16 protein-coding genes are annotated in these 21,242 nt (G+C 65.8%); 8 read left to right on the top strand and 8 right to left on the bottom strand.

Features of this window, described 5'->3' with window-relative positions:
* Positions 1–535 precede the first annotated feature (535 nt).
* On the top strand, positions 536–745 hold the full coding sequence (locus FVF58_RS40700; protein ID WP_149675303.1) for a hypothetical protein: 210 nt from the start codon (positions 536–538) through the stop codon (positions 743–745).
* A 121-nt stretch (positions 746–866) separates the two neighbouring features.
* Here FVF58_RS40700 and FVF58_RS40695 read toward each other — a convergent pair whose 3' ends face one another.
* A complete protein-coding gene (locus FVF58_RS40695) occupies positions 867–3,356 on the bottom strand; it encodes an FUSC family protein (RefSeq protein ID WP_149675302.1) in 2,490 nt (829 codons plus the stop codon).
* A 203-nt stretch (positions 3,357–3,559) separates the two neighbouring features.
* Here FVF58_RS40695 and recC point away from each other — a divergent pair, with 203 nt between their 5' ends.
* From recC to FVF58_RS40680, 3 genes are read left to right on the top strand one after another with little or no spacing between them, the layout of a single operon-like run.
* A complete protein-coding gene (recC, locus tag FVF58_RS40690; RefSeq protein WP_149675301.1) occupies positions 3,560–6,949 on the top strand; it encodes an exodeoxyribonuclease V subunit gamma in 3,390 nt (1,129 codons plus the stop codon).
* Positions 6,946–10,644, top strand: coding sequence for an exodeoxyribonuclease V subunit beta (gene recB, locus FVF58_RS40685; RefSeq protein WP_149675300.1), 3,699 nt, complete (start codon positions 6,946–6,948; stop codon positions 10,642–10,644). The genes recC and recB overlap by 4 nt, the downstream gene beginning before the upstream one ends.
* On the top strand, positions 10,641–12,791 hold the full coding sequence (locus tag FVF58_RS40680) for an AAA family ATPase (protein ID WP_149675299.1): 2,151 nt from the start codon (positions 10,641–10,643) through the stop codon (positions 12,789–12,791). Before recB ends, FVF58_RS40680 begins: the two co-directional genes overlap by 4 nt.
* A 41-nt stretch (positions 12,792–12,832) precedes the next feature.
* Here FVF58_RS40680 and FVF58_RS40675 read toward each other — a convergent pair whose 3' ends face one another.
* Positions 12,833–13,474, bottom strand: a complete 642-nt coding sequence (locus FVF58_RS40675) for a VC0807 family protein (RefSeq protein WP_149675298.1) — start codon at positions 13,472–13,474, stop codon at positions 12,833–12,835.
* 167 nt (positions 13,475–13,641) lie between these two features.
* Here FVF58_RS40675 and arfB point away from each other — a divergent pair, with 167 nt between their 5' ends.
* On the top strand, positions 13,642–14,046 hold the full coding sequence (gene arfB, locus FVF58_RS40670; protein ID WP_149675297.1) for an alternative ribosome rescue aminoacyl-tRNA hydrolase ArfB: 405 nt from the start codon (positions 13,642–13,644) through the stop codon (positions 14,044–14,046).
* Between the two features lie 3 nt (positions 14,047–14,049).
* Here the strand turns inward: arfB and FVF58_RS40665 are convergent, their stop codons facing one another.
* Positions 14,050–15,345 carry an EAL domain-containing protein gene (locus tag FVF58_RS40665; RefSeq protein WP_149675304.1) on the bottom strand — a complete coding sequence of 432 codons (1,296 nt, stop codon included), beginning with the start codon at positions 15,343–15,345 and terminating at the stop codon, positions 14,050–14,052.
* Between the two features lie 546 nt (positions 15,346–15,891).
* Between FVF58_RS40665 and FVF58_RS40660 the strand changes: the two genes are divergently transcribed.
* On the top strand, positions 15,892–16,182 hold the full coding sequence (locus FVF58_RS40660) for a putative quinol monooxygenase (protein WP_149675296.1): 291 nt from the start codon (positions 15,892–15,894) through the stop codon (positions 16,180–16,182).
* Positions 16,183–16,268: 86 nt separating this feature from the next.
* Here FVF58_RS40660 and FVF58_RS40655 read toward each other — a convergent pair whose 3' ends face one another.
* The 3 genes from FVF58_RS40655 to FVF58_RS40645 form a co-directional block, all read right to left on the bottom strand.
* On the bottom strand, positions 16,269–16,526 hold the full coding sequence (locus FVF58_RS40655) for a hypothetical protein (protein ID WP_007182306.1): 258 nt from the start codon (positions 16,524–16,526) through the stop codon (positions 16,269–16,271).
* Between the two features lie 302 nt (positions 16,527–16,828).
* Positions 16,829–17,065, bottom strand: coding sequence for a hypothetical protein (locus FVF58_RS40650; protein WP_149675295.1), 237 nt, complete (start codon positions 17,063–17,065; stop codon positions 16,829–16,831).
* Between the two features lie 193 nt (positions 17,066–17,258).
* Positions 17,259–17,978, bottom strand: a complete 720-nt coding sequence (locus FVF58_RS40645) for a YdcF family protein (RefSeq protein WP_246217434.1) — start codon at positions 17,976–17,978, stop codon at positions 17,259–17,261.
* A gap of 262 nt (positions 17,979–18,240) precedes the next feature.
* Here FVF58_RS40645 and FVF58_RS40640 point away from each other — a divergent pair, with 262 nt between their 5' ends.
* Positions 18,241–18,564 carry a hypothetical protein gene (locus FVF58_RS40640; protein ID WP_149675293.1) on the top strand — a complete coding sequence of 108 codons (324 nt, stop codon included), beginning with the start codon at positions 18,241–18,243 and terminating at the stop codon, positions 18,562–18,564.
* 361 nt (positions 18,565–18,925) lie between these two features.
* Here FVF58_RS40640 and FVF58_RS53520 read toward each other — a convergent pair whose 3' ends face one another.
* Both FVF58_RS53520 and FVF58_RS40630 read right to left on the bottom strand, forming a co-directional pair.
* Positions 18,926–19,180 carry a hypothetical protein gene (locus FVF58_RS53520; protein WP_149675292.1) on the bottom strand — a complete coding sequence of 85 codons (255 nt, stop codon included), beginning with the start codon at positions 19,178–19,180 and terminating at the stop codon, positions 18,926–18,928.
* A 291-nt stretch (positions 19,181–19,471) separates the two neighbouring features.
* Complete coding sequence (locus FVF58_RS40630) at positions 19,472–19,870, bottom strand: transposase (protein ID WP_188131091.1); 399 nt, start codon at positions 19,868–19,870, stop codon at positions 19,472–19,474.
* A 408-nt stretch (positions 19,871–20,278) separates the two neighbouring features.
* Between FVF58_RS40630 and FVF58_RS40625 the strand changes: the two genes are divergently transcribed.
* Positions 20,279–21,181 (top strand): LysR family transcriptional regulator, encoded by a 903-nt coding sequence (locus FVF58_RS40625; protein WP_149675291.1) that lies wholly within the window; start codon positions 20,279–20,281, stop codon positions 21,179–21,181.
* Positions 21,182–21,242 lie beyond the last annotated feature (61 nt).

The raw sequence follows: 21,242 nt of genomic DNA, 5'->3' as shown, positions 1-21,242 counted from the left end.
CCGTCTTGTTATCCATGCCATCGGCACAGGCCAACACGATGCGCGCCCGCAATGCCAGGGCCTGCGCGGTCTTGCGTCGCATCGTCAGCGCTTGCAGGTCTTCGCGCTCCGATTCACTCAGCATGAGTTCCCCTTTGGGCCGTCCGCTCATCGTTGCCTCCGCGTATCAAGTGCTACACAGAACACCTTAGTACGTGATCGGCATCATTCAATGAATTTTTAACTCAGGACACTAGTGGCGCGGCGCCATCGGCGCGACTCTCTGCGCGCAGGTGCGGCGCTTGCTGCATTGGATAGCGTGACAGCCGCGCTGCGATTCACAGGTCATATGCTCCGGCGCTCCCGCTCGGACAAACCGCTCCGGCCAACCCGCCGCATGAGCAACAACGCAGGCCACGGGAACCACGCACTGCCCGCCGCATCGCTTGCCGCTCACCGCGGCCCCACCACTGCAAGCCATGTGCAAGCCACCTGGGCGTAGAATGCCGCCTTCCCAAACACCATTCGCGACCGCTTCGCGAACCGAGCCCGCCTCATGAACAAACCGCCGCTCAAGAAGAACCCGACTTTTGGCATAGCCGTCTTCATCGTGGTCGCGATCCTGGTGGTGATTGCCACGCTGTTCTACAACGCGATCCGGGAAAAGCACGAGTTCGAACGCCAGAACGCGCAGGCGCCGTCGATTTCATCCGAAGCTGCGGCAGCGGCGGCGGCCGTGAAGCCCGCAAGCGGCCTAGCGCAGTAACCCGGGCATGTGGGCGTTGGCATGATGAGTCGTACCGGCTCATCTTAAGAGCCGCGCTGACGACGCGCGACACAGATCTCATCCGACGCACCACCGCGCCGCACGCCCTGAGCGCTTCACCTCACTCTTCGGGCAACCGGATGACACTCGCATCCTTGCGGATCAGAGCCGCCGCAGCCAGCATCTGCTTGCACTGATGGGCGAGCAGTTTCATATCGTGCACCGCATCTGCTGAATACTCCGGCGACTTCTCCGTTTCGACCACCATCGCATCGAGCTCGCGGCTCAGCAGTTTGGTCTGCTCGGCGTGGTCGACGGGCAGCGGGGTGCCGGCTTCCGCTTCGGTGAGATTGTCGCGCACGACGCTCAGCGCGCGTTGCAGCGGCTGTAGCGACACATCTTCGGCGTGCTGTTGTTGCTGCGCGGAAGTGCGCAGCAAAGGCGCGGCGGCGGTGATCTGCGAAGCGAGCACGTGGCTGCGCACCAGCAGGCCGTTCAGTTCAGGCACGAACATCTGCGCGGACTTCGGTTCGAGCATCATCCGCTGGAACGCCTGGCCCAGATTGGCGAACGCGACGTGGACGTTCTTGCGCGCGAGCCGGTAGCGGTAGTCGCGGTCGAGCGCGACCGCGGCAGCCGAAGCGGCAGCGGACGCGCCGGCCGCCGGCTTCGTGGTCGTAATGGTGACCGCCGGGGCGCTTGCGCCCGCGTTGGCGTCCGCAAGCGGCTGGATCGTGCCGTTGCTGGCCGCCGCGGCGACGTCAGCGCCGTTGCTGCCGCCAATGCCGGCCGTTGCCAACACGGCTGTCCCGAACCCGATTGCCGGATCCGCCATCGCCGCGGCCGGGGCACGCGCGCCGGCTTCGGTTACCACGGCCGCCACCGCGGCGGCCGGCTTGCCGCTCCACCACCAGCTCGCTTCGAGATATTGCCGCGTCGCGTTGATCATGGTGTTGACGAGCTTGCCCATCAAACGGTATTCCCAGTAGGGGAACAGATGGCTTGCCGCGATCGCGATCGCGCAGCCCACTACCGTGTCGATCGCGCGTTCGCCGATGATGCGCATGCTGCCCGGCGCGAGCAGATGAAACAGCAACAGCACGTACGACGACGTGAACACCACGCTCGCCGTATAGTTGAACAGGAGCAGGCTGTAGCTCATCACCATCGACGCGAACATCGCCACCATCAGGATGTGCGGCTCCTTGACGAAGATGATCAGCGCGATGCTCGCCGCGCAACCGATCAACGTGCCGACGATCCGCTGCCCGTTGCGCTGTTTGGTGAGCGAATAGCCGGGCTTCAGGATGATGACGGTGGTCATCACGATCCAGTACGCGTTGGTGAGCGGCAGCAGGCGCCCGAGCCAGAAGCCCACTGCGACCGCGATCGTCACGCGCAACGCGTGACGGAAGCTCGGCGAGGCCATCGTCAGGTTCGAGAAGATCTGCCCGAACGGCACGCGGCGGCTCGACACGAAGCGGTTCAGCGCCTGGTCGATGCGCAATTCGGTTTCGGTCGCGCTGGGTTCGCTCGACAGGCTCTTGCGCATCTTGTCGATCAGCCGCGTGGCGCTCCAGATGCGCCGGAAGCTGGACGACACCGCCGAATAGGCCTCGGGGTTCTGGGCCGGCATCTCCTGCTTGCGCATCAGTTCGATTTCGAACTCGATCGCGCGCAATTCCGCCTTGACGTTCACGCGCCTGCGCGGCGCGTGGTTCTGCAGGACCGCTAGTCCGATCTCCTCGAGATCCTCGGCGGCCTTGCGGATCAGATCGCGATAGAACACCAGCAGATCGGAGCCGCCGAACGTGGTGCGAACCAGCGAGTAATCCGTGTGTGCGCCGACGAACAGCTCGTGCAGGTCGACAGTGTTGATGAACAGATTGAACAGCATCGCGCGGCGCGGTTCGAGCTTGCCGCGCTTGAGCTTGGGCAGATTGCGCAGCACGATGTCGCGCGCGGCGTCCTGACGTTCCACCGCGGAGATCTGCTTATCGACCAGCACGCGATAGCACTCGTCCAGATCGTTGTCGAGATCGTAGAACGCGGCGCGCGCGAGCAGATAGTCGGCGCACGCGAACACGCTTTCGGCGAGCGCCTGCTGCTCGATCCGATACAGCATCCAGCGGCTGACGAAAGTCGACCAGTAGGTGTACCAGAGACCGCCCAGCAGAATCCACGACGCGTTGACCAGCGCCTGCATCGGCGTGAAGTGCTCCTCCAGCGTCATGATCATCATGAACAGCGTAGCGAAGCTGATCTGCGGCCAGCGGTTGCCGTACACGACGATCAGCGACAGCACGAAGGTGAGCGGCACGACCGTGCACCACAGCGCGACCGGGTTGACCGTGGCGAGACCGGTGGCGAGCGCGGACAGAAAGCCGATCACCGTGCAGGCCAGCATTTCGTTGTGCTTGTACTTCAGCGGGCCCGGCATGTCGACGACGCACGCGCCGAGCGCGCCGGTGGCGATCGTGAAGCCCAGTTCACGATTGTGAAACACGATCAGGCACAGTAACGCCGGTAACGACACGCCGACCGCGATGCGCAGGCCGCCATAAAAGTACTGGCTATAAAGGAATTTTTTTATCTCAATCGAATAGCGCATCGACTACCTGACTTCCATTCACTGAGCAAACCGCGGTTGAAGGGACGGACCCAAACTGCCGTCGAGTCTAACTGATTTTGTGTGCGATCTGACCTCATCCGTTCGGCCAGGTTATGCCCTGGGAGCGCGTTTGTTATGCTGTCGCTTCACTGTCTGACGCGGCTCGTACGTTGCGTTCGCGCCGCGCGCCTCATCCGGAATCCATGCTCCAGCTCTTCTATTCGAACCGTTACGAAACGCTGGTCGGCGCATTGCTCGACGACCTGGCGCAAGCGCCCTCCGATCCGTGGACCGCGCAGCCCGTGATCGTCCCCAGCGCGGCGGTGCGGCGGCGGCTCGAACTCGATATCGCCGCGCGCCAGGGCATTTGCGCGAACGTCGATTTCGGCTACCTCGCGCAATGGCTATGGGCGCAGATCGGTCGCGTGATCGAGGTGCCGAGGCATTCGCCGTTCGCGCCGGACCGCCTCGTGTGGCGTTGCTACCGGCTGCTGGGTGAAGCGGACGAAGCGCTGCCATGGAATGCATCGCCACGTCTGCGCACCTATCTCGACGCAGCGGACGCGTCGATGCGCTACGAACTGGCGCGGCGCGTGGCGACCGTGCTCGACCACTATCTGACTTATCGCCCGGAATGGCTGCTGCAATGGCAGAAGGGCGGTTCGATTTTCGCGAGCGGCGCGGCGCACGACACCGGCCCGCGTCTGGTTGGCGCTAGCGACGCGGCGCGCGAGGACGAACGCTGGCAGGCGGCCCTGTGGCGCGCGGTGCTCGCCGAAGTGGCGGACGTCGCGGGAAATGAGCCAACGCCCGCTGCCGCGTTGCCGCCGGCCTATCGCTTTCTGGATGAAATCGGCACGCTCGACCTTGAGGCGATTTCGCAAGCGCAGTGGCCCGAAGCGGTCAGCGTATTCGCGCTGCCAACCATGCCGCCACTGCACGTCGCGTTGCTGCGTGCGCTGTCGCGCTGGGTCGACGTGCGTCTGTACGTGATGAACCCGTGCCGCGAGTTCTGGTTCGACGTCGTCAGCGAGGGGCGCGTGCAGGCGCTCGACGCCACCGGGCAACTCGACTATCAGGAAGTGGGCCATCCGTTGCTCGCCGAATGGGGCCGTCAGACCCAGGCGCAGTTGCACATGCTGCATGAACTGACAGAGAGCGCCGCATCCAGCGAGACCGGCGATTTCACCGAAAACCCTGAACCGAGCTGGCTGGCCGCCGTGCAGAACGGCATCCTCGATCTGCGCGAGGCAGCTGATGCCGATGAACTGCCGGTCGAGCGGGGCATCGAGGTTCACGTATGCCATAGCCTGTCGCGGCAGCTCGAAGTGCTGCACGACCGCCTGCTTGGCTGGTTCGACGAGTTCGACGATCTGCAGCCTTCCGACGTGCTGGTCGCCGTCTCCGATCTCGCGGCGGCCGGTCCGCTGATCGACGCGGTGTTCGGCACCACGCCCGCTGGCGACACGCGCCGCATTCCGTATCGGATCACCGGCTTACCGCCGTCGCAGGCCAATCCGGTCGCGCGTCTGCTGCTCGACTGGCTTGCGTTGCCCGAGCGCAGCGTGGGCGCGCCGGACCTGATCGAGTGGCTGCGGGTCGACGCGATCGCCGTGCGTTACGGCATCGACGCGAACTCACTCGAAGCCGCGCAGGAATGGCTCGCGGCAGCCGGCGCACGGCGCGGGCTCGCGCCGCTCGAACCCTCGGGCGAACATGTGCCGGTTGCCCGTCACACGTTTGCGGATGCGCTTACGCGTCTCTACCTCGGCTATGCGATGCCCGATGGCGGCGAACCGGTCGATGCGTGGCTGCCGGTCGAAGGCGCGGACGGCTCGGACGCCGAATTGCTCGGCCGCCTGTCCCGATTCGTCGACGACATCGACACCTTCGCGGCGCGCTGCGCGATCGAACAGACGCCGGCCGAATGGTCGCGTCTGCTGCTCGACACGCTGGCGCAGTGTTTCGACGGCGGCGTCGAGTTTGCCGAAACGCTGGCCGCCGTGCGCGACGCGGTCGACAAGATGAGCGACGCGATGCATGCCGGCGCCGAGAACGTCATGCTGCCCGCCGCGGTGGTGCGCGGCGCGCTCACCGAAGCGCTCGACGACCCGGCGCGCGGCGGCGTGCCCTGGGGCAGCGTGACGTTTTCGTCGCTCACCAGCTTGCGCGGTTTGCCGTATCGGATTGTGTGCCTGCTCGGCATGGACGACGGCGTGTTGCCGAGTCTCGCGCGCGCCGACGAATTCGACCTGATGGCCGCGTTCGGCAAGGCCGGCGACCGGCAGCGGCGCGACGACGAGCGCAATCTGTTTCTCGACCTGCTGCTGGCCGCGCGTGACCGGCTCTTCATCGCGTACACCGGCCGCAGCATTCGCGATAACGCGCCGCTGCCGCCGGCCGCGCTGGTCGACGAATTGCTCGACTACCTCGCGCAAGTGTCGGCGGGCGAGCACGCGAGTCCCGCCGAGGTGGAGCATGCGCGTCACGCGTTCATCGTCGAGCATCCGTTGCAGGCGTTCGCGTCGGAGTACTTCTCGGCGCAGCGCGAATTGTTCAGCTACGACGCCGATCGCGCGGAACTGGCGACGCTGCTCGCGGCTCCACAGCATCCCGCCGCCGCACCGTTCTTCGATCAGCCGTTGCCGGCGGAAGACGCGTCGCCCGTCGCGTTCGACGAATTCGTGCGCTTCTGGCGTCATCCGGCGCGGGCGCTGTTGCGCGATCGCCTCGGCATCGTGCTGTCGGATGCGCAAGGCGAATTGCTCGACACCGAGCCGTTCGAACTGGACTACGCGGGGCGCGATGCGTTGGCCGATCGTCTGCTGCCCGTGTTGCTCGACACCGATGCCGAAGAAGATGACGGCGTGATGTTCGAGCGCGTGCGCCGTGTTGCCGCCGCGAGTCCCGAATTGCCGGGCGGCGCCACCGGCGCGGTATGGCGTGCGCGCGAACTCGGCGCAATGCGCCAGCTCGCCGCGAGCGTGCGCCGCGAAGTGGCCTCGGGAGTCGAGCGTTTGCCGTTCGTGCTCGACATCGCGCCGCGCTGGCCCGACAGCGCGGACATCGCCGGTGCACTGTTCGGTCCGCATGACGCGGCGCTGCGTGAGGTCGCCGAAACGCCGCTGCAACTGCACGGCACATTGAATTTGCTGACCGGAACCGGACAAGTGATTTTTCGTTATGCCAAAGCGACCGCGCGCGACTACCTGTCGGCCTGGCTCGCGCATCTGGTCTATTGCGCCGCGCGGCCGGACGGCCCGCGACGCACCGTGTGGCACGGCAGCGGCGAGAGCTTCGAACTCACGCCGGTTGCCGCACCGCTCGACGAACTCGCGCCGCTCGCCGCGCTGTTCAAGGCCGGGAGAATGCTGCCGCTGCGCTTCTTTCCGAAAAGCGCGTGGATCCGGGTCAGCGAAAGCGATTCGGCGGCGCAGAGTGTCTGGATCAACGATCGCGTGCGCAGCGAATCCGACGACCCCGCGTTGCGCATCGCACTGCGCGGCACACCGCTCACGCTCGACGAACCGTTCGGCAGTCTCGCGTCGATCGTGTTCAAACCGCTCGTCCAGCATCTGCGGAGCGCATCGTGAGCGGCGCCGTGCACAGTGCCGCGCTGGTAGCGGACGAACTCGACGTCTTTGCGTGTTCGCTCGACGGTGTCAATCAGATCGAGGCGTCGGCGGGGACCGGCAAGACCTGGAACATTTGCGCGCTGTACGTGCGGCTGCTGCTCGAAAAGAACCTGAACGCGGATCAGATCCTGGTCGTCACGTTCACGAAGGCGGCGACCGCGGAATTGCACGAACGCATTCGCGGGCGCCTCGCGGAACTGCATCGCGCGATCGAGATGGACGACGACGGCGGCGATCCGTTCATCCAGCGTCTCTTTGAAACGACGCTCGCGCCGCAGCGCGGCATCGAGCGCGAGGACGCGCTGAAGGTAGTGCGCCGCGCACTGCGCACGTTCGATCAGGCAGCGATCCACACGATTCACGCGTTCTGTCAGCGCGCGTTGCAGGAAGCGCCGTTCGCCGCCGCGATGCCGTTCGCGTTCGAGATGGAAGCCGACGACGCCGCGCTGCGCTTCGAAATGGCCGCTGATTTCTGGCGCGAACAGGTGGAGCCCGTGGCCCATGCGCATCCCGCGTTCGCCGCGTGGCTGGTGGCCAAACGCGCGGGCCCCGCTTCACTCGACGAGCAACTCGCGCGGCGTCTAAAAAAACCGTTGGCGCAGTTGCGCTGGGGCGTGCTCGAAGCGAACGGCGGCAGCGCTGATCCGCGACTGGACTTCGATGCCGCGTACGCGCTGTGGCACGCGCAGCGCGATGCGATCGTCGTTCTGCTCGCGCAGGCGCAGGAGCGGCTGAGCAAGACCACGCACAAGCACGAACACGTGAGCGCCGCGATCGCCGCGTGGACCGACTACTTCGCGCAGGGCGACTGCCATGCGCCGCCGCCGAAGGCCGCGCTGAAGCTGACGGTGTCGGCATTGAAGAAGGCCACCAAGGTCAAGTTCGAACCGCCGGAACATCCGTTCTTCGAGCACGCCGAGGCGCTCGCGGCCGCCGTGGTCGAGGCCGAAGCCGCGCAGCGCGCGCGCTGGCTCGAACTCGTGCAGACGTGGCTCGACTACGCGCCCGCCGAACTCGTCGCGCGCAAGCGCACGCGCCGGGTGGTGTCGTTCGACGATCTGCTGTCGAACCTGTATCGCGCGCTCGCCGCTCACCCGTGGCTTGCCGATGCTTTGCGTGCGCGCTATCCGGCCGCGCTGATCGACGAGTTTCAGGATACCGATCCGCTGCAGTTCGCGATCTTCAGCCGTATCTTCGCGCCGGCTGGGCCGCTGTTTCTGGTCGGCGATCCGAAGCAGGCGATCTACAGTTTTCGCGCGGCGGATCTGCACACCTATCTGGCGGCGCGAGCGGCGGCGTCCGCGCGCTACACGCTGGCGGTCAATCAGCGCTCGACCGCGCCGGTCGTCGAGGCTTGCAACCGGCTGTTCGAAGCCAATCCGGACGCATTCGTGCTCGAGGGGCTCGACTATCAGCCGGTGCGCGCCGGCGAGCGGCGCCGGCCGCCGTTCTCCGATCCCGGCGCGCACGCCGGCGATTTCCGCATCTGGACCCTGCCGCAAGGCGACGCCGCGTTGACCAAGCGTGAGGCGCAGCGCGAAGCGAGCGAAGCGTGTGCGGCCGAGATCGTGCGGCTATTGCGTGGGGCACGTGAAGGCACGGTGACGATCGGCGACGTGCCGCTCGCGCCGGGCAACATTGCGGTGCTGGTGCAAACGCACAAGCAGGGCAGTCTGATCAAACGTGTGCTGGCGGCGTGGGGAGTCGGCAGCGTGGAGCTGGCGCAGGCGTCGGTGTTCGCGACGCTCGACGCCGAGCAGATCGAGCGCGTGCTGGCGGCCGTCGATACACCCGGCGATCTGCGCCGTCTGCGCGCGGCGTTGGCAACCGACTGGCTCGGTCTCGACGCCGCCGCGCTGTGGCGTCTGGAGCAGGCCGCCGACGCGCCTTCGTCCGCCGACGACCCCGCGCACGCGGCCGACGCGATGGGCTGGGTCGAGCGTTTTTCGCGCTATCGCACGCTGTGGCACGAGCGCGGCTTCGCGGTAATGTGGCGCACGCTGATGCGCGAGCTGCGGGTCGCGCAACGGCTCGTCGCCGGGCCGGACGGCGAGCGCCGTTTGACCAACGTGAACCATCTCGCCGAACTCGTGCAGGCGCGTGCCGCGACGCAGCCGGGCATCGCGCCGACCTTGCGCTGGCTGGCCGCGCAACGCGCGCAGGGCGGCGGGGAGGACGCGCAGCTGCGGCTCGAGTCGGACCGCAACCTCGTGCAGATCGTCACCGTGCACAAGTCGAAGGGGCTCGAGTACGCGGTGGTGTTCTGTCCGTTTCTGAACGACGGCGGCTTGCGCGAGCCGCCGTCATCCGGCTTGCCCGATGCGCGCGAGTACCACGACGAAACCGGCGAGGCGGTGCTCCATTACGGGTGTGACGATGCAGAGGCCGAGCGCGCGTCGCGTTACGCAGTGCGCGAGCAGGCCGCGGAGCGCGCGCGGCTCGTGTATGTGGCGCTGACTCGCGCGGTGTATCGCTGCTACGTGGTCGCCGGTACCTATCTGTCGTCGCGCTCGACCAAAGAGTCGCGCCGCAGCGTGTTGAACTGGCTGGTGGGCGGCGGCGGTTACAGCTTCGACGACTGGCTCGCCGAGCCACCCGACGAAGCCGCGTTGTCCGCACGCTGGCAGGCGCTCGCGGGCGGCCCGCTCACGCTGCAGGCGCTGCCGCAGGTGGCGCGCCGCACGCCGTTGGAAAACCTTCAGGACCACGGCGCGCAGATGCAGGCGCGAGCCAATCGCAGGCCGTTGCGCGATCAGTGGCGCATGGCGAGCTTCAGCGGTCTGATCGCGGCCGGCGGCAAAGCCGGGGAGGCGCGCACGCCGGCGGAAGACGTGCGGCCCGATCACGATGAGATCGCCGATGCGCTGGGGTCCGCATCTGTGGCCGCACCCGCGCCGCCAACACCGTCGCATGCGGAGGACGACATCCTCGCGTTTCCGCGCGGCGCGGCGGCGGGCGACTGTTTGCACCGCATGTTCGAGCTTGCGGATTTCACCGATCCGCGCACATGGCCCGATGCGATCCGTGGCGCACTGCGCGAGCGGCCGGCGCCGGCTGCGCCCGAACTCGCCGCGCGTCTGCCCGCGATGATGCACAACCTGATCGCCGATGTGGTGGCCACCGAACTCGTGCCCGGCATGGCGCTGGCGCGGCTCGATCCGCGTCGGCGCCTGAACGAACTCGAGTTTCTGTTTGCTGCCCCGTCGCTCGATTTCCCCGCGTTGCGCGAGCTGCTGATCGAACACGGCTATCCCGACGTCGCGCTGGAATCCGGCGTGTTGCGCGGCTTCGTCAAAGGATTTATCGACATGATCGTCGAGCACGAAGGACGCTTCTGGATCGTCGACTGGAAGTCGAACCATCTGGGTGAGAGCGCCGCCGACTACGCCGCGGCGCCGCTCGAAGCGGCCATGGCGAGCCACGCGTATCACCTGCAGGCGCTGCTTTATGCGGTCGCGCTGCATCGCTACCTGAAAACGCGGGTGCGCGACTACGCGTACGACACGCACATCGGCGGCTATCTGTATCTGTTCGTGCGCGGCGTGCGTCCTCATTGGCGCGATGCGGATGGCCCGGCCGGCGTGCATATGCGGCGGCCCGCGTTCGAACTCGTGGCGCTGCTCGATGCGGCGATGATCGGAGGCGTTGCATGAGTACGTTCGAACAGAGCCTCTCGGCGCCGCCCGAACTCGACGACATCGGCGTGAACCTGCCCGCGCCGGCCGACTTCAGCCTCGCGCTCGCCGAAGGTTTCGCGCGCCGCATCGGTACGCTGGCGCAGCGCAGCGGGGCGTCGGCCGAAGCGGTGAAGTGGGCGGCGCGAGGCGCGTTTGCCGCGAGTCGCGCGACGGCCGAGGGCCATGTGTGCGTGCCGCTTGCTGTGCTCGCGCGACGTTTCGAGGCGGCGAGCACCGAGGTGCGCGCGGCGTTGCTGGCGAGCGGTATGGCCAGCGATGGGTCACCGAGTGCGGCGGCATTGCGGCCGCTGGTGATCGACACACAGGGCAGGTTGTATCTGGCGCGGTACTACGACTACGAGCGGCGTCTGGCTCGCGCGCTGGTCGAGCATGCTCGTGAGCGCGACACTCTGGAGGCGGCCGATCTCGACGCTGACGCTCAAACCCTTCGCGCGCGCGTGCTGCACTACTTCGGTCCGCCGAAAGACGACGAGGTCGACTGGCAACGTGTCGCGGCAGTCATGGCGTTGTCGGGGCGCCTGACGATCGTCAGCGGTGGGCCCGGCACCGGCAAGACCACCACCGTGGTCGGCGTGCTTGCCTGCCTGCTCGATGCCCGCGCCGATTTGCGGATCGCCCTCGCGGCGCCCACCGGCAAAGCCGCGCAACGAATGCAGGAAGCGCTGCTCGCGCGCGCCAGCGCTTTGCCGCCCGAACTCGCCGCGCGTTTGCCGCAGACTTCGTACACCTTGCATCGTCTACTCGGCTCCGGCCCGGGAGGGCGTTTCCGTCATCATCGCGATAATCCGCTTCCGTACGATGTGGTCGTGATCGACGAGGCGTCGATGATCGACGTCGCGATGGCCGCGCATCTGCTCGATGCGATCGCACCCCAGACGCGTCTCGTCATGCTCGGCGACAAGGACCAGCTCGCTGCCGTCGAAGCCGGTGCCGTGTTCGCTGAACTCAGCGCGCGGCCGGCCTTCACGCCGGGCGGCGTGCAACGCATCGCGCGGGCGCTCGGCATCGAAGAGGCGCGGCTCGCGCAGGCCTTGCCGCGCGAGTCGCCTGACTTCGACGAAACATCGGCGGATTATTTCGCGCCGTTCGAAGCGCCGGACGATTTCGATTCGCCACCCGATGACCTGTTCACCCATGCCGCGCAGCCGGACGAGTTCCATCGACCACCCGCCGGCGACCTGTTCGGCAGCGCCGAGCCGGTCGATGAGACGAGGGCGTCCCGATCATCTTCGTCGCGTGCTCTTTCAGCGGCGTCGGCAACTCGTGTTCGGGGCCCGCTTGCCGACCGTGTCGTCTGGCTCGAGCGCAACTACCGGTTCGGTCTCGAGTCGCCGATCGGCCGTTTGTCGCTCGCAATCCGCGGCGGCTCGGCGAGCGCGGCGCTCGGAGTCCTGCAGGCCGATCCTGCCGAAGCGTGCCCGGCGGCGCTGTACGAAGATACGCACGCGACGCTTGCCGAGCGCACCGTCACACGGCTAGCCGAAGGCTTCGCGCCTTATGCCAACGCGCTCGTTGCGGTGCTCGCAGCCGACACGCCGGACCCCTTACCGCTGTTCGACGCGTTGAATCGCTTCCGCATCTTGTGCGCGACCCGTTCCGGACCGCGCGGCATCGATCAGGTGAATGCAACGATGGCCGCCCAGGTGCGGCGCGCCGCCGGTGTGACGCTCGCGGTGGGCGCGCAATGGTTCGCGGGGCGTCCGGTGATGGTGACGCGCAACGACTACGCGCTGGGTCTTTTCAACGGCGACATCGGTATCGCGCTGCCCGGTGCGAGCGGTGCATTGCGCGTGTATTTCCGCACCGGCGACGGCGGTTTGCGGGCGGTGTCGCCGGCCGCGCTGCCGCCTCACGACACCGCTTTCGCATTGACGGTTCACAAGTCGCAAGGCTCCGAGTTCGAGCACGCGGTGCTGATGCTGCCCTCGGCGTTCAGCAGGGTCTTGTCGCGTGAACTCGTGTACACGGCGATTACGCGGGCGCGCGAGCGGGTGGAGGTGATCGGCGCACGCAGTGTGCTGGCGCAGGCGATCGCGACACCGACTCAGCGTGATTCGGGGCTGGCCGCGCGGATCGCGGAAGCGTGGACGCGCGCTGGGTAGTGGCGTGGTAGCGGTGTGGTGGTGGCGAGCGTGGTGCCTTTTCAGCCCGCGATCCCATCCGCCTGCACACGCGCATCGACGCGATTGCGCATCGTCTTCCGATACCACAGCGTCCACAGCGCCAGCCCGCCGTAAATGCCGTAGCCGATGAACGGCGACACCACCAGGAAGCGCTCGATCGGCCACGTGAGCGCCATCCACGCGCGCAGCGCGGTTTCGCAGGTCAGGCCCGCGCCCCATACCAGCGTCATCCGTCGCATCGACGAGGCGAGGGCCGGCCGCTCACGCCACAGCGCTTCGAAATGCGCGGCGCCGCCCTCCATTTCGCGGGCGACGGTGGCGCGCGCGAGATAGAAGATGAGCGGCCGGCGCATCGGCAGCGACAGCAGAAACACCACGCCGATCGCGCCGGACACCAGCGACTCGCGCAACAGCAGCACCCGTGGACTGCCGCCGAGCGCCATTGCCGCGACCGACAGCACGATGCCGGCCACCACCATCACGCTGAGTGCGTCGACGCGGCGAAAGCGCGCCAGTTCGATCAGACTCCAGACGATCGGCGGCACGGCGGAAGCGATTAGCGCCCCGGTCTCGCCGAGATGCGGCAACGCGAGCCGGTAAGCGAGCCATGGCAGCAGAAAATTGACGGCCAGTTCGGCGACGAATCCAGGAGGAAGCTTCATATGAATTTACGCTGTAAGCGAATAGCGCAGTATTGACGAGGCCGCCTTGGCAATGCAAGAAGTTTTTCCCATCGGCCGCCGCGCCCGGTCGCCGATGATGCGTAGCCGGCGGCAAGCGCCGTCCATCGCGCTGTGTACACTTACGTCTCCTAGCCCGAGCCAGCCTCATGACATCCCGTTATCCGATCCCGCCGAACGAAATCGAATTGACCGCCGTGCGCGCGCAGGGAGCGGGCGGCCAGAACGTCAACAAGGTTTCGAGCGCGATTCATCTGCGTTTCGACGTGCACGCTTCGTCGCTGCCGGAAGTGCTGAAGATGCGCCTGCTCGCGCTGTCCGATCACCGGCTCACGCGCGACGGCGTCGTAATCATCAAGGCGCAGGAGCATCGGACCCAGGAGATGAACCGCGCGGCGGCGCTGGCGCGGCTCGACGAACTGATCGAAAGCGTCAGCGTGACGCGCAAGCAGCGCGTCGCGACCCGGCCGACGCGTGCGTCGAACCGGCGCCGTCTGGAGAGCAAGGCCAAACGCAGCGAGATCAAAACCGGCCGTGGCCGGGTGGACGACTAGCGACTAGCGCTTGCCGCCGCGGCCGGCGGGACGCGCATCCGTGTTCGATGCGGTCGGCACGAAATCGACGCACAGCACATGCGTGCCGTCACGTTCGAACGCAATGGCCGCGGTGTAGCAGTCCTGACCATCCGCGAGCGAATAATGCGGCCCCATCATCGCGACGCGTCCGGGCGCAGCGAGTGCATGCTTGAAATAGGCGCGCCGCGACCAGTTGCTGCGCGACTCGCAATAGAGCGGGGCGAGCCGCAGCGGAGGCGGCGGCACCGACGCGGCCGTGATCGATGGCTGGGTCTGCTCACCCAGGCCGTCGGTGATGAACACCCGGCGTGCTTCGCGCAGATGCCACATTTTTTGCGCGGCCTGGCGCAGATCGCCGGTTGCCTTGAAGGTGTCGACGGCGGTCAGCACCGCCTCCGCGAATCCTTCGAAGCCGAGCCGCTGGTGGCCGGCGTGCGCGCGCTCGTAGTCGGCGAATTTGCTCCAGATCGACTCGATCAGCGCCGGCACCTTCGCGCATGCCGCCCGCACCGAACTCTTCGGCTGGCCGAGCCAGAAACCCTGCACGAAATCGACGTCGGCCTGCATCAGGATCATCAGCTCCTCATCCGTCTCGACGCCCTCGGCTAGCACCAGCGTGCCGGACTGATGGAGCATCGCGATCAGGTGGCCGATCAGCGAATCGTCGCCCTCACGCTTGCCCGCGCGCGCCACCAGCGAACGGTCGAGCTTGACGATGTCGGGGCGGAACCGCCACACCCGGTCGAAATTCGAAAAGCCGGTGCCGAAGTCGTCGATCGCGATCAGGAAGTCGCGCGGCTGCGACGCGGCGAGCATGCTGGCGACGGCGGACTCGTCGTCGGCGGGCTGCTCCAGCACCTCGATCACGATGCGCTCCTGCGGCAGCCCGAAATGCGCGGAGAGTTCATCGATGAAAGCGCGTTGCGGCCAGCCGGTCTCGAATACCTGCGGGCGCGTGTTCAGGAACAGCCAGCCCGTGGTGATGCCTTGCTCCATGAAATTCGCCACATGCAGGCAGCGGGCGATGCGGTCGAGTTCGCGTGCATCGGCGGCCGAGCGGGTGCCGGAAAAGAGCACTTCGGGCGACACCGGCAGACCGACCGGATCGAACGCGCGAAGCAACCCCTCGTAGCCGACCACGCATTGATGCGTGACCGACACCACCGGCTGGAACACGCTGTGCAAAGTCAGCGCGCGCCACGTCGCGGTCCAGCCGGACTCGCCGCGCACCAGATGCGGAAGCAGGCCGCTCAGGGTCAATTCGCTGGCGGATGGCATAGAAGCGGATACGAGAGTAGACATGGAGACTTCGCGGCTAGCGGATGACGGGGCGCGCAAATCCGTTCGGCGCGCAATGGATGCACAGCCCCCGCGTAGGCAGGGCGAATCCGGTGAATCCCATGAACGCGGAGAGGGATGCCAGCCATGCTGGACTCCGGCGGAATTGGTCAAAAAGTCAAGACCAGTCTAGCAGTTTGCAATTCCCATGAATGTGCGGGTAGTCACAAACTTTGGACTGGCGAACTGGCCAGGCAAACCGGTCGCCGAGGGCCTGTCCGGCAGCACGTCGCGCGAACCCGCGCCAGGGGTTCGCGCGCGCTTGCCTCGCGTGAGACCGATTCTCAATCGCAATCAGTTGCCTGCATGAAGGCGAGCGTAACAGGGCGGTAAGTGGCCGCCCGCCAAACTCCAGGCGCGGACGGTGCTTAACGCGGCGCAAGTTCTCCCATGTTTCGCCATGTGTTGCCAGGCGCACATTCGGCGCTCGCCAACGGGTTGGTTGGACGGCGGGTATGCTGCTGTTTTTCGTGAAAGGGGGCAAGCATGTCGGAAGTCGCGGTGGTGGCAATCTCGGTGGCGAAGCCGGGCTATGAGGAGCAGCTGCGTCAGGCGCTCGAAGGTATTGTCGGGCCGACGCGCAAGGAGCCAGGCGCGCTTCAGTACGACCTGCATCGCGACGTGCAGGAGCCGCGCCGGTTTGTGTTCGTCGAGCGGTGGGAGAGTCAGGAGGCGCTCGCGGCGCACGCGAAATCCGCGCACATCGCGGCTTACAGGAAGGCTGTGGCGGATTGGGTCGAACACGCGGAGATTCGCGTCGTGTCGAAGATTGCCTGAGCGTTCGGACTCGGACTCAGGCGAACTGCATAACGGCGAGTGACGCGCGTGGCCGGTGCCGGCTCGCGCTTCACTCGCCGTTTTCTTTAGTGGGTGGCTTGCGGGACGTCGAGGATCAGGATGATGGTCCAGTCGGCATCGCCGTCGTGATGGTACTGGCGTTCCGCGACGATAAACGGTTGCTGCTTGCCGTCCGGGCCGAGAAACAGCACGTCGCCTTCCATCGGCAGGCACTCGACGGGCGGCAGCGCGAGGAACGCTTCCTGACCGCCGCGCGGCATCAGTTTTTCAATTTTGCGAGATGCTGCTTCGGTCCACTCGATATCTAGCTGGATATTGCTCATGCTGTCCTCCGCACCAGGGTGCGCACGGGTTAGGGGATTCCGGCCGGGTGCCGGTTGGTGCGCGACTGTAGCACACCGGCAGCCGGGCGCCGAACGCCGGGCGCGGGCCGGCGGGGCAGCGTTCACGCCGCGCTTCGCGGGTCTGGCACCGGCGCTCCGCCGCGCGTTGCGGCGAAGTCTCGCGGGTCTTTTGCGAGGGCTCCCGGGAGTCCATTAGATCGCAAAAAAGCCGAAGCCGGCAGTGCCGGCTTCGGCTGTGCGCCTTTGCGGCGAGGGCGCGGTGCGCGCCCCCGGGGCTGTGCTTACGAACTCGAAGCGTCGGCCTTCTTGTGGTGATGCGGAGCCATCTTGTGATGTTTCTCGGGCATCGCTGGCGCGCTTGGCATGGCTTGCTGGCGGTTCTGCAAATCCTGCGCACGCTGTTCGACATCGGCGGCCTTGGCCGGATCGGTGCTCATCGTGATGCCGTTGTCCTGCGCGTAAGCCGCGCCTGTGATGGCAGTGAGGGAAACCAGGATTGCCACGGACACTTTTTTCATCGTTACCTCCGCAGTTGATTGTGGACCCGAGTATTGCCTGTCCAGTGGAAAGACAATGCATTCTAGTCAGCAATCTCCGCTCCAGCAGATGGTTTTGTAACTGCCTTAACGATTTGTTACAACTCGTCGTTTTCGATTTGTGATCAAAGCATCCGCTGGTCTGAACGAGACCCGAAGTCTGATGTCTGGATTTTCAGAACCATCCAATTGCGCGATACACGTGAAATTGCGCGATCCCAACGAGTTCATGTAGCGCGATCTCTGCGGCCACCAGATTGTCATAGCGCGGGAGTACACCGAGACGTGCGTGCCGCGCGCTCGAAATGAGCGGCTGCGGCGCCACGCCAAAAGAGCGAAAGTCGAGCAACGCGCGCCGCATCTGGTACGCGGAGGTGACGAGTATCAACGCGTCGTAGCGCGATTGCGCCAGGATGGCCGAGACGTTGCGCGCGTTTTCGTACGTCGTGCGGCTGGTGTTTTCCAGCACGATGTCCGCACGCGGTACGCGCTGGCGCAACAGGTAGGGCAGATAGGTGTCGGCCTCGGTCGCGTCATGCCGCTGCGGATTGCCGCCGCTCACGATCACCTGGCAGGTGGCCGCCGTTCGTTTGCAGGCGGCATAGTTGTCCGCGCTCATCTTGATGCGGGCGAGGACGTCGCGTGGCGGCACGAGCATGTTGTCGCCGTTATAGACGGTGCCGCCGCCCAGCAGGATGATCGCGGTGCGCGGCGCAAAGGTGGCGGACGCGGGACCTGGTTCGCGCGGCTGCACGAGATCGAGCAACGGCGCGGTCAGCCAGCCCGCGGCGAGCAGCCAGAACAGGACGAGCGTGAACAGGACAAGGGGGCGGCGGGCGCGCTTCCATCGCACGATTGCTGCAAAAAAAAGCGCTAATAAAGTGAATAGAATCAATTTAAATGGGGTAACGTATGTCTTTCGGGACAAATCTACGAGCCTGCTATCGCGCCGCAGCGGTTGCATCGCCGGCTCTTGGACAGAACGCTATCATGCCGTTCGACGGGGGTTCCGAAACTAGACCAGGCAGCACCTGGCGAAATCGGCTGTACGAAGTACGGCCAGTTCCAGCCAAGGGCGGGTGCTATGCGCGTCACTGGTGGCGCGGTGACGTGTTGGGCATAGATGTGTCATAGCTGCACTTTAAGAAAGAAGTGAGATGACCACGTATTCCAACGAAGCAGTACTTGAAGCGCTGCGGCGGGCGCAATATCGTCAGGTCCCATGGGCCAGAAGGCCGGGCGTTTTCCAATATCTTCGCGCGCTGGGCCTGATGGACACCGTTCGGCAGCGCACCGTCGCTCCGGCACCGGGCTTTCATGCACCCGTCGACATCGCCGTGCTCACCGAGCGGGGCAAAGCCGAGTTTGCGCGGCTCGCACATGACGAACGCCTACTCAGCTGGACTGCACAGCGGATGAACGACTACGTCGTCGCCCCAGTCGAGGCCCGCTCCACCGCCGCTCTCGAAGTCCGGTCTTAAGCCCGCGGACGGGTGACGCCGGTCCCTCTGCTGTCCGGCGGCGGGCGGTGGTTTTCGCTCTCTCCATTCACATGAACACGGACCGCCGCTTGACGGCCGTGCGGACGCCTGCGCGAAAAAAAAGCCCGTATCGCGAGGATACGGGCGTACCGGAATTACTACTGCCACGCTGTGCTAATGGCGTTAAATGAGACTGGTCCGGCGCCGGGTGGTTCCCTGATTATTTAAACGGTACTGCGTGGACGTAATTCAAGGCTCTGCCAATAGTGCCGGTGTCCGTCAAATCGTCAGGATCACCCGACGTGTGACCGTCGACTAAACTGCCGCCGCCGACGTCAAGCGATCGGCCATCCCGCAACCTTTAACGAGGGCGCGTCCCATTTTCGCGAGGCGTATCAGGCCGCGCCCGTACGTTGCTCGCAATATCGCCGCGCAAGTCGCCGCGCGGCGCCGGAGGCGTGAAATCGCGGTTGCGCGTTTCGCTTTGCTGCCAGGCTTCGAGTGCCGCCGCACGATCCGGCCGCCAGTTCCAAGCCTGTGGGCGCTGTTGTGCGAGCGCCGGTGCGGCCATTGATGAAATCACAATGCCGCACAGAAGCAGTGACATTGGTTTCATGCGGAGCTCCCGTCAAGCCCATCTGACTCAAGGCCTGTTTGCATACGTATAAAGGTATGCCGGGGCGCGAAAGCACGCTGTAAGTAATAGTAAATGGATGTTACATCGCCCGCCCGCGCTGCTCTTGGAGGCGTCTGACGTCGCGTATAGCCAGGCACAGGGGAGGGACGACAGGATTGGGCGCGCCCGGCGGCGGTGCCCATGACAAGGCCTGCGGATGCCGACATGTGTCGGATGGCCCAGATGCACGCCGGGCGCCCGCAGGCGCCCGGAGGTGAAACAGCTCTGGCGTCAGGCCATCTTGACCGGCGCGCGCCACGACTCCGGATTGGTCCAGAACGCGCCGCGCATGCGGTCACGGCTCGGAGGTGCCGGCGGTTTGGCAGCCGTCGCGCCAATCCGGCCGCGCAGCGAAATTTCACGGCCGCTCGTGCCGAGTCGCTTAACTATTTCGGCGAGCGTACCATCGGCTTGCCACTCGTCGAAGCGACGGCGGCAAGTCGGCGGCGACGGATAGCGGCCCGGCAGTTTCGACCAGCCTTCGCCGGTCGACAGCACCCAAAGCACAGCGTTGACAACCGCGCGCGCTTCCACACGCGGCCGACCGCGCCGTTCGCTCCGTGCCGGTTCAGCGCAGAACAAAGCCTCGACCAGCGCCCACTCGTTGTCTCTCAAATCGTCGAACAGCATCATGTTTCACCTCAGCGAAGCTAACTCCGGTGCGCTGCCCCGCGCCGCGCACTCTCCATGCACTCGATAGGCGAGTGCCAAGGGGGTCGGGCTTGCCACGGTCTGCTATTGAGGCAGAAGTCATGGCGCCGATCCTGTGTGCATGTAAATGCAGGAAGTGTGCCAAGTTGATTCCGACTGCCTCGAAGCCCTGTGACGGCGGGCCAGCGCGGGCGCTAGCTAGGGGCGTATGAGAATCTAAAAAACCCATCTCGCAAATCGGGACAATCACCAATCTTGTGCACCTAGGCCCGACCAACGTGCGTTTGCGCAGCATTGCTGCATTGCAGCGAAAATCGCCGTGAGGGGGCGCGGCGGCTTTTTGGCCTTACAATACGCATCAAATGACGCTATTGATGAGACTGTTAAATGAATGTAACGCTGCGTCAACTCAGGGTTTTCATCGAGGTCGCGCGCCTGCAAAGCTTCAGCCGCGCCGGCGATGAAATCGGCCTGACGCAATCGGCGGTGAGCCGCTGTGTGCGCGAACTCGAGGGCGAAATCGGCCTCAAGTTGATCGATCGCACCACGCGCGACGTACAACTCACCGATGTGGGCGGAAACCTGGTGTCGAGCGTGTCGCGTCTGTTGTCGGACCTCGACGACGCGCTGCGCGAAATCCGCGAGATCGGCGAGCAGCGGCGCGGACGCGTGGTAGTGGCCGCAAGTCCGACGGTCGCTTGTCGGCTGATGCCGCGCGTCGTGGCGGCGTGCGGGCGGCAGTTTCCGTACATCGCATTGGGCCTGCGCGACGACGTGCAGAGCGACGTGGTGCGCAAGGTCAAGTCCGGCGAGGTCGATTTCGGCGTGATCATCGGCCCGTTTTCCGCCGACGACCTGCTCAGCGAAGCGCTCATGACGGACTCGTTCTGCCTGGTCTCGCGCGACGACCACCCCCTGGCGGCGCAGAAACAGGTGGCGTGGACGGACCTCGAAGGCCAGCAGCTCGTGCTGCTCGACTACGCGTCGGGCAGCCGGCCGATCATCGACGCCGCGATGCAGGAATACGGGGTGAGTGCCACGGTGGTGCAGGAGCTGGGGCATTCCGCGACCGTTTTCGGGCTCGTCGAGGCGGGCGTCGGCGTGAGCGTGCTGCCGTGGCTGGCCTTGCCGCTCCCGGCTGGGGCTTCGATGGTGGCGCGACCGCTCGTGCCGCGGGCGGAGCGCACGGTCGAACTGGTGAGGCGGCGTGATCGCTCGCTGTCGCCCGCAGCGGAGGCGGTGTGGGACTTGATCCGTCAATTGCCGGCGCGGGCGGAGGATCTGAGCTAGATTCCGCGACACGGCTAGCTGAGGTTTCATGTTTTTTCTCGGCGCGGCGAGTCGAGGCGGG

Origin of the sequence: Paraburkholderia panacisoli (assembly GCF_008369935.1) — a bacterium.
In the GTDB taxonomy this organism is placed as follows: domain Bacteria; phylum Pseudomonadota; class Gammaproteobacteria; order Burkholderiales; family Burkholderiaceae; genus Paraburkholderia; species Paraburkholderia panacisoli.
This window is presented reverse-complemented; position numbering and strand designations above follow the sequence as displayed.